This is a genomic window from Endozoicomonas sp. SCSIO W0465 (genome assembly GCF_023716865.1).
GTDB lineage: Bacteria > Pseudomonadota > Gammaproteobacteria > Pseudomonadales > Endozoicomonadaceae > Endozoicomonas.
On sequence record NZ_CP092417.1, the window covers coordinates 6,244,884 to 6,255,981 of the forward strand.

At 45.7% G+C, this 11,098-nt stretch carries 14 protein-coding genes; 7 read left to right on the plus strand and 7 right to left on the minus strand.

The features are described 5' to 3' along the window. Window positions 1-51 precede the first annotated feature (51 nt). The 3 genes from MJO57_RS28060 to MJO57_RS28070 are packed head-to-tail and all read right to left on the minus strand — an operon-like array spanning window position 52 to window position 2,094. Window positions 52-672 (minus strand): helix-turn-helix domain containing protein, encoded by a 621-nt coding sequence (locus tag MJO57_RS28060; RefSeq protein ID WP_252020431.1) that lies wholly within the window; start codon window positions 670-672, stop codon window positions 52-54. After that, complete coding sequence (locus tag MJO57_RS28065; protein ID WP_252020433.1) at window positions 665-1,648, minus strand: hypothetical protein; 984 nt, start codon at window positions 1,646-1,648, stop codon at window positions 665-667. Before MJO57_RS28065 ends, MJO57_RS28060 begins: the two co-directional genes overlap by 8 nt. Next, window positions 1,645-2,094, minus strand: a complete 450-nt coding sequence (locus MJO57_RS28070) for a hypothetical protein (RefSeq protein ID WP_252020435.1) — start codon at window positions 2,092-2,094, stop codon at window positions 1,645-1,647. The genes MJO57_RS28065 and MJO57_RS28070 overlap by 4 nt, the downstream gene beginning before the upstream one ends. Before the next feature lie 421 nt (window positions 2,095-2,515). Here MJO57_RS28070 and MJO57_RS28075 point away from each other — a divergent pair, with 421 nt between their 5' ends. The 3 genes from MJO57_RS28075 to MJO57_RS28085 all read left to right on the plus strand — a co-directional run bounded on the left by MJO57_RS28075 (window position 2,516) and on the right by MJO57_RS28085 (window position 5,582). After that, a complete protein-coding gene (locus MJO57_RS28075) occupies window positions 2,516-3,853 on the plus strand; it encodes a transposase (protein WP_252017304.1) in 1,338 nt (445 codons plus the stop codon). Between the two features lie 212 nt (window positions 3,854-4,065). After that, entirely contained in the window at window positions 4,066-4,536 is a 471-nt protein-coding gene (locus tag MJO57_RS28080; protein ID WP_252020436.1) for a DUF6444 domain-containing protein, read from the plus strand. After that, window positions 4,446-5,582: an IS66 family transposase gene (locus MJO57_RS28085; protein ID WP_252020438.1), complete on the plus strand. Its 1,137-nt coding sequence runs from the start codon at window positions 4,446-4,448 to the stop codon at window positions 5,580-5,582. Before MJO57_RS28080 ends, MJO57_RS28085 begins: the two co-directional genes overlap by 91 nt. Window positions 5,583-6,235: 653 nt before the next feature. On the opposite strand, the gene MJO57_RS28090 is transcribed toward MJO57_RS28085, so the two are convergent. After that, complete coding sequence (locus MJO57_RS28090) at window positions 6,236-6,655, minus strand: TM2 domain-containing protein (RefSeq protein ID WP_252020440.1); 420 nt, start codon at window positions 6,653-6,655, stop codon at window positions 6,236-6,238. 916 nt (window positions 6,656-7,571) lie between these two features. Further along, window positions 7,572-7,823 carry a hypothetical protein gene (locus MJO57_RS28095; protein WP_252020442.1) on the minus strand — a complete coding sequence of 84 codons (252 nt, stop codon included), beginning with the start codon at window positions 7,821-7,823 and terminating at the stop codon, window positions 7,572-7,574. Between MJO57_RS28095 and MJO57_RS32940 the strand changes: the two genes are divergently transcribed. Further along, window positions 7,814-7,948, plus strand: a complete 135-nt coding sequence (locus tag MJO57_RS32940; RefSeq protein ID WP_256492590.1) for a hypothetical protein — start codon at window positions 7,814-7,816, stop codon at window positions 7,946-7,948. The two genes, MJO57_RS28095 and MJO57_RS32940, sit on opposite strands and share 10 nt — an antisense overlap. 82 nt (window positions 7,949-8,030) lie before the next feature. On the opposite strand, the gene MJO57_RS28100 is transcribed toward MJO57_RS32940, so the two are convergent. After that, entirely contained in the window at window positions 8,031-8,252 is a 222-nt protein-coding gene (locus MJO57_RS28100; RefSeq protein ID WP_252020444.1) for a hypothetical protein, read from the minus strand. Window positions 8,253-8,620: 368 nt separating this feature from the next. Here MJO57_RS28100 and MJO57_RS28105 point away from each other — a divergent pair, with 368 nt between their 5' ends. Both MJO57_RS28105 and MJO57_RS28110 read left to right on the plus strand, forming a co-directional pair. Beyond that, a complete protein-coding gene (locus tag MJO57_RS28105; RefSeq protein ID WP_252020450.1) occupies window positions 8,621-8,923 on the plus strand; it encodes an isoamylase early set domain-containing protein in 303 nt (100 codons plus the stop codon). Between the two features lie 156 nt (window positions 8,924-9,079). Continuing rightward, window positions 9,080-9,295: a hypothetical protein gene (locus tag MJO57_RS28110; RefSeq protein WP_252020452.1), complete on the plus strand. Its 216-nt coding sequence runs from the start codon at window positions 9,080-9,082 to the stop codon at window positions 9,293-9,295. 204 nt (window positions 9,296-9,499) lie between these two features. On the opposite strand, the gene MJO57_RS28115 is transcribed toward MJO57_RS28110, so the two are convergent. Continuing rightward, window positions 9,500-9,679, minus strand: a complete 180-nt coding sequence (locus tag MJO57_RS28115; RefSeq protein WP_252020454.1) for a hypothetical protein — start codon at window positions 9,677-9,679, stop codon at window positions 9,500-9,502. 810 nt (window positions 9,680-10,489) lie between these two features. Here MJO57_RS28115 and MJO57_RS28120 point away from each other — a divergent pair. Continuing rightward, entirely contained in the window at window positions 10,490-10,999 is a 510-nt protein-coding gene (locus MJO57_RS28120) for a hypothetical protein (RefSeq protein WP_252020456.1), read from the plus strand. Window positions 11,000-11,098 lie beyond the last annotated feature (99 nt).

Here is an 11,098-nt window from a genome sequence, read left to right on the forward strand (position 1 = left end):
CGTACCCACCTTATTAAGGGTATCGGGTTTCCATACGGGAACCCGAGAATCCTATCGTCTCATATCCAGCTCCCAGTAATCCATGATCCGCACCCGGCCGATGGTCTGCATATCCGGCTGTCGGGTGCTGGTTTGATCCAGCCCTTTATAACTGATCATAAAACTGCACAACTGCTTTTTACCATTCTCTTCTCGCTGGGCCAGAAACAGTCCCGGGCCTGGTCGTAACTCCCGTTCTACCACCAACAGGGTAAAGCCGGTAAAGCACTCGATGGTTTCCGGCACATAGTAATATTCATAGAGCTTCTTATCCCGGGGCTTGTGCTGCTCGCTGGTAAACACATCCGGCACACGGGCCGTCACTTCGTACCAGTCACCTTCCGGAGGAACGACGGTAACATGGGTCAGCATGACGGCATTCAGAGGCCGGGGTCTGGTTGGCTCGGGTTCCGGGTCATACGGGTCACCGATGCCGGTACCCAACCAGTGCGCAGAGACACCCGTAGCATCCGCCAGACGCTCGACGTATTTATGGGGATTATCAATTTTACCACTGGCCAAACGATACATGTAGCTGCGCTCAATGCCTGTCTCACGGGACAGGCCACTCGGGGTTTCTATGCCCTTAAGCTTCATGGCGGTGGCCAGGCGGTCGGCAAACGTATTACTCATTATGACTTTCCTCTGCCGGTAACAGGCTGGCACCCGATGGTGTTGACCGGGCATCAATACTGATCAGGCTGTAGGTCTTTTTCTTTTCCTGGGTGGCACTGTTAAAGACCGTTTTCTCATTGGTAAGAAGAGTCACGGTGTCACCCATTCGGAATGGCCGGACGGCTTCGTACATTTTTTTGCTGAAACGGATTTTGATCAGCTCCCCCGCTTCATTTCGGATATCCAACTTACCTGCTCTGCTGATCAGCTCGACAATACCGTCTACTTTTACCTCAACCGGCTCGGTACTGCTGAAACCATCCAGCAGAGTTTCCAGCATCTGAATCTTATCCCGTCGGCCATGCCAGGCATATTTCTGTTCATTGCCACCGGTCCAGCGGATATCAATTTCAATATGCTTTTGTCGCAGGACTTTTAAAAATTTCGCCAGCGAATGTGAACTTCTCAGGCCCAGGTTATCCACCTGTTCACTGAGGCCCTGGTTCATATCCTGATTGAGCAGATCAAACAGGCCAGACAGACTGTTTTCCAACAGGCTTACACCAAACAGATCAGGCGATGTGTCTCCGGTAATATAGAGGCGGGAGGAACCATGGCCGATCTCTGCAAACCGCAGGTTGATTGGCTGGGTTATCTCATTCGGAATCGCTCCGGCCATATCCTGACCGTGCTGGAATTTTGCCGCCGCCGCGAACACCAGCCCGGAAAAGTGTTTGGCCAGATTCGCCAACAGATCCAGGGGAACAGAACCGTTGTTTACATCAGCCCCTACCAGCCGAAGCTCGATGACTTCCTTTTCGCGCTTCCCTTTTTCGGTGCTCAGCTTGTGGTGGAGGTCATCAATATGCTGCTCTAAAGAGTGGATGCTCAGGGATAGGGCAAAATTATCACCATCTGCTGCGAGCTGTTTTTTCTTGCTGTCCAGCAGTGCTTCGGTTTTTTTGATCCGTTTTTCTAAATAGGCAATGTTCATAGTGCTTCCCCAATTCTAATTTTAGGGATTCCTTTGGGTCTGTCGTTTCTGTCTAAACCATAAAGCTCCTGCCAAAGGGTGTGGTCTTCCTGAAGATCGGTGACAAAAATAACATCGCATTCGTAACGGAGTCTGATCGCCTCATTGCTCTCAAAGACATTGAATAACTGTTGCTGTTGTCTGGCAGGGAGTCTATTAACCCCATACACATCCGCCACCACCAGCAGATCAATATCCCCCGGGTTTTCCTTATGGGTTGAAAATGAACCGTCAATCCAGATCTCCATGGCAACCGGGAAATCTATCAGACTTTCCAGAAACGCGTTAAATCGGTGTAGCAGGTGTGCTCTTCTCGACGAGTTTTTAAATGGCGCCACAAAAATTTCAGGCATGTCCGAGAGGGTGATGCTGTGCATGCCAGGCGCAAATAGGGGTGGGTAATCCATAGTATATTTTGTGTTTTGGAAATGTTTTTTTTGATTTTTAGTGAGTAGTGTTTTTGATTTTCAGACCGTTCTTATCGTAAACGTGTAATGTTGGGCATAGTGAGAAAGGTAATGAGCCAAGACTTAAATTTTACTTATATGCACAAAGAATGACCAAGCATTTCAAACCATACACAAACATAGAGTTTTTTAAATGCCACGTTGATTTTTTTCTGTAAAATTGGCCAGCCATGGCCTGACCTCATCATTTATAATTTGGTAAAGCTCAATCATATCGTCTTTTTCAAGATACCCGCCATTAACATTGTGAGTGTAGAATTTTATAAATGATTCAATATAGATTTCTATGTCTTTCCTCGACTTTAGAGTTTTAAGAGCACAATAGTTCCGGCGCATAATCTGCTAAAAGCAACCATCCCCAATGACGAAATTCGAGATGGTTGCCATGCTCACTTCAGATCATCAAGTAATCCTCAGGGAGCTCGCTTCATATACAACCTTTCTTGCTGGAGCGCTATCATCAACTGCAGTACCAACGTTCTGCGAACTGCTGTTCGGTTGCATGCTTTCAGCCGACGGCTTTGTTACACAGGCGTTGTTAACAATTGATTTTCATTGTGTGTGGAGCAGCTACCACCACTGGCTATCTCAGGGCAAGTGGCAATGGAAGAACTTGGCACGCCACTTGATCCGTCTGGTCTGCTCCAAAGCTCCTGAGAATCAACCTGTGGTCCTGGGGCTTGATGACTGGGTAATCGAACGGTTTTCCGACAAAGCCCCTGCTTGTCGTACACATCATCAACACAGCAAGAAACGCAATCGGCCGACGTACATCTGGGGGCAGTGTTGGGTTTCCCTGGCCATCATATTTGAGCGGGCTGCAGATGAAGTATTTACCGCCATACCGGTGATCTCATTTCCGACACCAGCTTCAGGTAACACCAGCAAACTGAAAATTGCCGTGGCCATGCTCAGGGTGGTACGCAATGAAGTGAAGGATCGAGTGCTACGCCTGCTAACCGATTGCTGGTATATGAACTGGACACTGATAAAGCCAGCTCTGGAAATGAACATAGAAGTTGTTGGTCAGATACCTTCAAATCGGGCCCTCTATGCTTTGCCGCCAGCACCCACCGTAAAGAAGCGAGGGCGCCCAAAAAAGTACGGCATCAAGATGACGACAGAACAGGTTAAGAAACTGCCGGAAGAAAAAGCAACAGTATGGATGTACGGCAAATTTCGCAAAATACGTTATCGTACCCTGATCTGTCGCGCCAGATTCCTTAAAGGTCGTGAAGTACGCGTCGTCTGGAGTCGCTTTGAAAATGACAAAGGTCTGACCGAAAGCAGAATATTCATCTCGACCAATCCGGAACTTGAGGGACTGGAGGTGCTTCGTGCCTATTCCCGGAGATGGCCGGTAGAGCCAATGTTTCACCAACTCAAACATGCTTTTGGCTGTTGCCATTTATGGCAGCAGAAATTGCGAACACTGCTTCGATGGATGCATTTGAAAATGGCAGGCTATGCATTATTGCAGTTATTAACCGTTTGTAAAAATCAGGCATGTCTGAATATTTCTCGGATACCCTGGAGAAGCCCGGATACAACCACTGCAGGCATGATGAAAATTGCTCTTTCAGGAATTATTCCGAGGTTCTCTATTCGCAAGGGCTGGAACAGATATAAGCAAAAATATGAGTTCAATTTTCGCGATCTGATCGACCAGTTAATACCGGATAATTCAGAAGCAGCATAACTAAAGGCTTTTAGGCAAAAAACGGAAGTAATAACGAACTTGGAAAAACAGTTCACTGATTTCGGCTTGCTTCACTATAAAAAGCTGACCGAATTATCGTTTTATACAGACTCTAAAGTCGAGGTAACTGTTCAGCACCCCCACATAAATCTGGAATTTTCTGATTTTTATACCATCCTCTTAAGCACCATTTTTCCACAATATTCGCCAGCATGATTCCAGAACTACCCGCAACTATGTCGGCTGAGATTCTCTTGAAAGAGAATGCAGAGCTGCGGATGAGAGTTGCCTGTCTGGAAGAGCGATGTCGAGAATTGGAAGAAAAGGTTGGCAAGAACAGTCAAAACAGCAGCAAGCCGCCATCGTCTGATGGTTATCAAAAACCTTGTAAAAACAGTAATTCTCCAGATCATTCTGACGACCTTTCCGCAGATAAAGGTACCGATCCATCGGATGAAAAACCCAATCCTAAAAGTCTGAGACAGTCTTCTGGTAATAAAGCCGGTGGAAAGAAAGGGCATCAGGGCACTTGTCTTAAACAGGTCGATATCCCTGACTATATTGAGTACCTTCCGGTTAAAGAATGCAATAAATGTCAGGCGTCTCTCTTCTTGATAGTGAGCCGGTCAAATATATTGAACGACAGGTGTTTGAACCAGGGAGACCGGGTGAATTTGAAGTAACGGCCCATAGAGCTGAAGTAAAAATCTGCACTTGTGGTTGTCGGAATCAGGCTGAATTCCCGGAAGGTGTTACCGCTGCCGCACAATATGGCTCAGCCACACAGGCTATGGCCGTCTATCTTAACCAATACCATTTCCTGCCTTTTAAGCGCGTGTCAGAGTATTTTAATACTCTCTATAAAATGAGTGTAAGTGCAGGCACTGTCGCCAATTTTGTGGCCAGAACCTATGAAAATCTGGCTTCTACTGAAGAGGTTATTCGTGACGCCTTGCGGGAATCGTCTGTTGCCGGAGCCGATGAAACGGGTATGCGGGCCGAGGGCTCTTTGCACTGGCTACACGTTATGCGGGATGAACAATGGACGCTCTACTACTTGTCTGAAAAGCGAGGTCGTGAGGCCATGGACACGATGGGCATACTGCTAACATTTGCAGGCGTTCTGGTTCATGATCATTGGAAATCCTATTTTGCATATGCGGCAACTCACGTACTTTGCAATGCCCATCACCTGAGGGAGCTTTTGGGTGTTGTTGATAGGGACAGCAATCAACTGGCGTTGCGATTGATGAAGCTACTGAGGCTTTCCTGGCATTACTGCAAGGGCTTTAAGACCATAGGTATGCTACAGATGCCAAGTGTTGTCTGTGAACGAATCGAGAAGATTTATGACCGGTTGCTTCAGCGGGCTCTAATGAAAGAAGTCGTCTATATGGAGAAGCAACGAGAGGAGCTTAAGCGCAAGAAAGTCAAGAATACTAAAGCTTACAATCTCTTCAAACGACTCACTGAGTTCAAGGCTGAGACACTGCGCTTCATGTCAGATTTTACCATTCCCTTCGATAACAATGGCAGTGAGCGGGATGTTCGAATGGCCAAGTTAAAGCAGAAAATCTCAGGCTGCTTCAGGAGTGCAGACGGTGGTTCTATGTTTGCACGGATTCGCAGCTATTTGTCGTCTGCCAGAAAACAGGGAATGGACATATATCAATCACTTCATAGAGCTGTTCGGAATTACTGTAATATGCCTTTGCTCAGTGCTGAATAGTTACAAGTCGAGTATGTCTTTCTTGTTCACTCCATAGAAATTTTCTGTGAGCCATTCTGTTAAATACTCTCCTACGGGGCTAAGTTCCCTTTAATGGTTGGTGGTAGTTTTAATAGCTGTAGATATTCAGGTATTAAACAGAAATACTGAAACGCTATTAAAATTAAATATCAGCCATTGCCAGCTAAGAAATCCACTGAGCAAGGTCTTTCACTGCTCTTCCCAAGCCCTATGCTCTGTTGGTTTTTCTCAAGTACCTATAATAAATCTAAGTACTTATTACTCCAAGGTATGAAGAAAAAAACAACGCCAACCACTAAAGGGAACATAGCCCTCCTACGGTGTGGATTCCATTATGGAATGCTATAACCTCATACCTGAGCAAATAATCATTAATGAACAAATCAATATTTGATAAATGATTTTCGATTTCTTTATCAGAAAGATTGAACTCTCTTAAATAACTTTCAAATGTTTGCAGTGCATAAAAATTTGATATTCGATTCAATCTGATTTTTTCTTTCCGTTTTATAAACTCCATAATTTCAAACCTTACTTCTCTACTCAATATTAATGACAACAGAATGCTGGCAAACCAGAAAACCGGTATCGGCTCTTGAATCTTGAACCTATTCAAAAATATGGTCCATCCCTCAACCCTTGAAACCATTTTTTAGTTCAGGACAATATTCCCTGTTTTTAATAGAAATCTGGTCATTCAGCGTCCAAAAGTCATAAATAACACCAAGCCCAAAAAAGCCAAGGGTAAACAGATACAAAACTCCGGATATCCATTTCCCCAGATACATACGGTGAACGCCGAATAGCCCCAGGAAAGTCAGCAAGATCCAAGTAACTGAGTAATCGTACTGACCACTATGAAAACGAAGATCTGCTTCCCGGTCCATGGCCGGAATAAGGAAAAGATCGATCAGCCAACCAATGCCGAAGAGACCAAAAGTGAACAACCAGATTGTGCCGGTTACTGGTTTGCCATAATAAAATCGGTGAGCACCAAGAAAACCAAAAACCCAGAGCACGTAACCGATAACTTTACTATGAGTGTCGTTCATTGTTCACCTGAACTATTGAAAATGGCGAGTTCTGACCAAGGTTCAAAATGATGAGTGGTAAGTCTGATTGTTGTAAACCATATTTTCTCCAATTGAAATAATAGGTTTATACTTGCCTTAATCAGAAACATAAATCAAAAAATGTTGAAACTATTTCCTGAGCCGCAACCACGCTACCGCCCCTCTATTCCATTTCATAGAGTATTAAGGCAGTTCTACGTTTTACGACCATTTCTACATAGTTGCATAGGCGTGAAATAGTACCACCGAACCGTTTACCGTGGTATTTTTTCGGACATGTTTTGCTACTGCTCATATTTAACACTGAACCTGCCTGGATAGATTGACTGGTATTGAGAGAGCCTGAAGACGCTAACGTCGTCTGACTGCTATCGAACAGCTGACTTCCCCAGATCTTGAGACAGGCTGATACTCCGGTCAACAAATTCATTTTGATGACTTTTTGTGTACCACGAACACTAATTATGCACATAGTGCACACGGTACACATTAAAAATACTGTTACTATTTACAGTACAGTATTTTTATTGCACGATAGTCATCACTGGATAACAACATTTTCGCCCAACCAACTAATAACAATCGATGGACGTTAATCATGGACAATCGGTCACTCTGGCTCGCCAAGGTCTCTCAGCTGGTTTCTCTCCTCTTTCATGTTCTGCAGCTCTCACGGGATGAGTCTGAGGCAGTAATGAGCTCAGTTAAACATCATCGTGACAAGGCCAAACCGGAGCAGGAACAGGAAGCTCAGCGAAATGATTGTTGATATCGCTTGACCGCATTCATTGATAGCTGGTTGATCCGCTCGTGCAGAGCATTCAGTCGTTGCCGTTTAGTATCCGGGTTTATCAACCGGGCCTCCATCACCCGGCGAACTTCTTTTCTGAACTTATTAATCTCCCTGCTGGCTTTTTGGAGTCCGGCCTTGTTCCTGAGCTTTGCTCCGGGAAGTCTGTTCCAGTTCCTTCGCTCGCTCAGTGTCGCCAGACTCCTGGTATCGTCTGATACTGTTGGCAATCTCGATGATGTCTACAGTCATATCATGCAGCTCATCAGTGTAGCGATTTCTGCTGGTCACCTTGTCCCGCACAACACTGCCCAGTGTTTCAAAATAGAGATGCTCTAGCTTTTTCGGTGAGCGCATCCAGTCTGGTACTTGTTCCGGCAGACGATGCACCGGTCTACAACGTCCGATACTGCATTGATAACGATGAATGCCAGAACTGTATTGATGCCTTTATTGAACAGCAGCGCGGGGGAGTGAATTAAACAGCGTTGCATGGCCATGCAATAAAGAGCAGCCAGACGCATTGACGAGACTGCTCTGGCACCCGGTCGCAGGTTGGTCACATCAGGAGTGCGCCATTACGTCCTGGAGATCCTCCGCCCAGGCCAGGGCTTTCTGAAAAGCCGCATCGCCATATTGTGCTGAGCTGAAGCGACGAGTCAGGGCACAGGATTTACGATTCTGCTTTTTCTGGGAGATATGCGCGAGCCATCCGGTTTGACCGTCTTTCTGGGTGTATTTTTCGATGCTCATCATAACCGGCGATCTCCCTTTTGTGTCAATCATTGTGCCTCAGCGTGTTGCTTTCCGACGGTGCGCAATTATTCAGCAGAAGTGATCCAAAAATCTTGATACGTATCAATACTTATTATCGACAGATCAGGGGGCGAGTATCTACTGAATTTACACCCACCGATCAAGGTGAGGACAAAAATGGTTTGCCAAGAGATACTCCTTAACGGTCAGAGAATGATCAAAATGTGTTCTCTTACACTCTGAATTTTACGAATAAAAACTCATTAACAATCACCGACAAACAGAGAAATACACAACCGACCAGCAAGAAACAGCCGTATCAAGTTTGATTTGATCACCATCAATGATCGCTGTACCGTAGACTTTCAAGCCCTGAGAACCTTGAGGATTGATTGTCCATGCTGAAGAAAAAAACGATCAAAAAAACAGCGGAAACCGAAGTGACGTTTGAGTTCGCTCAACCGGGCATCAAGTCCGTGTCGCTGGTTGCGGACTTTAATCAGTGGCAACCGGTCACCATGAAATACCACAAAAAAGAAAACGCCTTCCGGACCAAAGTAAAGCTGCCCGGCGACAATACCTTCCATTTCCGTTACCTGCTGGATGAGACCATCTGGGAGAACGACCATAACGCAGACGACTACGTGCCCAACCCTTACGGCAGTGATAACAGTGTGGTCTACACAAAGATCAAGAAGTAATTAAAAGAAACCCCCGTCACCATAGGGGTGATGACGGGGTTTTCTCTACCAGCATAAGGAGTGATGTGGTATCGGTAAGCTACCAGAACGCTACTCGATGGTCAAAAAACAATCGCTCCAGCCTGCTTAACTGAGGCACTCAAACCGCCTGACGGCATGATCACCCAGCAACGACCGAACCTTCTCCTTGCACTTATCCACGCACTCCGTCTCGGTCATCTCATCAACCCGTGCGGCGCATTTTGGTCCAAAGATGTCCAGCATCAGTTGTTTGCACTGCTGTTTTTTGGAGGGAGTTTCAATATCAAGATCAATCATGATACACCTGTATTACCTTATGAAAGCCAGTTCCTGATCATCGAATTTAATTAGAACGTACAGCTATCTCATCTAATACAGCAAATCGATCCCTAATCCTCAGTGTAACCACCCGGACAGTGCGCAGACAAAGGAGGTATGGAATAACAAGTCCAGTCAGGTAAACAGACCGTTTATCGCAACACCGCCAGCACTCCACCACAGAACATCTCCGGCCTTAGCCATCGGTGATGAGATATTGACAGAGAGACGCCTATTTTACGGGAGAGTCTGGCTTTTCTGCTGATAATATTCTCGGCAGGTTTCAATAGGGTCCCGCCCCTCAGACATTTGCTGGTTCCACCGCTGAACCCCACTGCGAATTCGAGACTGGCGCTCCGTGTCCGATAACTCTGGGTTGTCCAGCATCGACAGGTAGCCGTATAGATTGCGGTCCATTCTGTACTGGTTTGTCTGCCTGTTTTTTCTGATGGTTGAATTATTCATAATTACCCTCTACGAGCTCTGCGACAGTTAGCTTGTCTATCAACAAAGCTAATCGAGTGGCTATGTTCCCTTTAGTGGTTGGCGTTGTTTTTTTCTTCATACCTTGGAGTAATAAGTACTTAGATTTATTATAGGTACTTGAGAAAAACCAACAGAGCATAGGGCTTGGGAAGAGCAGTGAAAGACCTTGCTCAGTGGATTTCTTAGCTGGCAATGGCTGATATTTAATTTTAATAGCGTTTCAGTATTTCTGTTTAATACCTGAATATCTACAGCTATTAAAACTACCACCAACCATTAAAGGGAACTTAGCCTAATCGAGTCGTGGTGTTGAAATCGTCTGCCAGGCAATAAGATGGGTGAATATTCCCTTTCTATGCCTAATACCCCCGAAGGGTTTGAAGTTGCAACACAGGGACAAGCGAACAAAATCATAGGAGCATTGAAGTACTGTGTGACTAGCCAGACTGGTTGCACCTATAAGTGAACACAGACCACAACAATAGCAATTTCATAGGCGACGGGTTTAAAAGCAGGCGAAAACTGACAGGATACTTAATCGTGCTTTCCTATAGGATGCAAGGCAATGATAACTTATATCGAATCAGCCTGACCTGAATCAAATGGGCAATGTCCACGCAAAAATATTCTTGCACCTTTGCCTATGAAAAAACACAATGCCTCCAATCCTGTCGCCTGTATGAACATATATCGAGCAACAGAAAGAGAATAAAAAAGACCGGACGTTATGGGGGACATTCTATGGAGCCAGCAGCCGCCTCAATTTCCATTCCACCATCATCTTTTGATGCATGGCTACAAGACCAGTCATCGAACCTGCAATCCTGGTTCAAAAGTCAGCGTGGCACTATTGACGGGCTCACTGTTCGAAAACACCCTGCCTGCCTGAAACCACAGATCTTCCTACCTGCCGATGAAAAAACAGCTTATGACCGGGCCCGATTTGACTTGATGATAAACACTGGCCGAGATATCTGGTGCATCACGCTGGACATGGTCTTTTACCTAAAACCTCGCGTGACCGATGAAGGCAAGCTGGCCAACGCCAGTATTCTGTTTACCGTGCTGGATGAAGATGACCGGCCCAAGGTGGTTGACTACCTGCCCGTGTGGGAGAACACATCAGCTCAGCACGTTGGAGGGGACTTTACAGCAGAGCAATGGATAACACACTGGTTCAGAAAACTCACCAAAAGCCGGAGGCTTCATCGCATCTTTGCCTATAAAACATGGATAAGGGAAGCTGACTAACAACAGATTGGAGGTAACACTTTCTTATCGTTCACTGAGCCCATAGTACAATGGATGGACAAATACGGATAGACTCCCGCCTCTTGTTGCATCAGACTT

Coding starts and splice junctions, on each gene's coding strand:
- MJO57_RS28060 (WP_252020431.1), bottom strand. CDS start 672: ATGAGTAATACGTTTGCCGACCGCCTGGCCACCGCCATGAAGCTTAAG.
- MJO57_RS28065 (WP_252020433.1), bottom strand. CDS start 1,648: ATGAACATTGCCTATTTAGAAAAACGGATCAAAAAAACCGAAGCACTG.
- MJO57_RS28070 (WP_252020435.1), bottom strand. CDS start 2,094: ATGGATTACCCACCCCTATTTGCGCCTGGCATGCACAGCATCACCCTC.
- MJO57_RS28075 (WP_252017304.1), top strand. CDS start 2,516: ATGACGAAATTCGAGATGGTTGCCATGCTCACTTCAGATCATCAAGTA.
- MJO57_RS28080 (WP_252020436.1), top strand. CDS start 4,066: ATGATTCCAGAACTACCCGCAACTATGTCGGCTGAGATTCTCTTGAAA.
- MJO57_RS28085 (WP_252020438.1), top strand. CDS start 4,446: ATGTCAGGCGTCTCTCTTCTTGATAGTGAGCCGGTCAAATATATTGAA.
- MJO57_RS28090 (WP_252020440.1), bottom strand. CDS start 6,655: ATGAACGACACTCATAGTAAAGTTATCGGTTACGTGCTCTGGGTTTTT.
- MJO57_RS28095 (WP_252020442.1), bottom strand. CDS start 7,823: ATGCGCTCACCGAAAAAGCTAGAGCATCTCTATTTTGAAACACTGGGC.
- MJO57_RS28100 (WP_252020444.1), bottom strand. CDS start 8,252: ATGATTGACACAAAAGGGAGATCGCCGGTTATGATGAGCATCGAAAAA.
- MJO57_RS28105 (WP_252020450.1), top strand. CDS start 8,621: ATGCTGAAGAAAAAAACGATCAAAAAAACAGCGGAAACCGAAGTGACG.
- MJO57_RS28110 (WP_252020452.1), top strand. CDS start 9,080: ATGATCACCCAGCAACGACCGAACCTTCTCCTTGCACTTATCCACGCA.
- MJO57_RS28115 (WP_252020454.1), bottom strand. CDS start 9,679: ATGGACCGCAATCTATACGGCTACCTGTCGATGCTGGACAACCCAGAG.
- MJO57_RS28120 (WP_252020456.1), top strand. CDS start 10,490: ATGGAGCCAGCAGCCGCCTCAATTTCCATTCCACCATCATCTTTTGAT.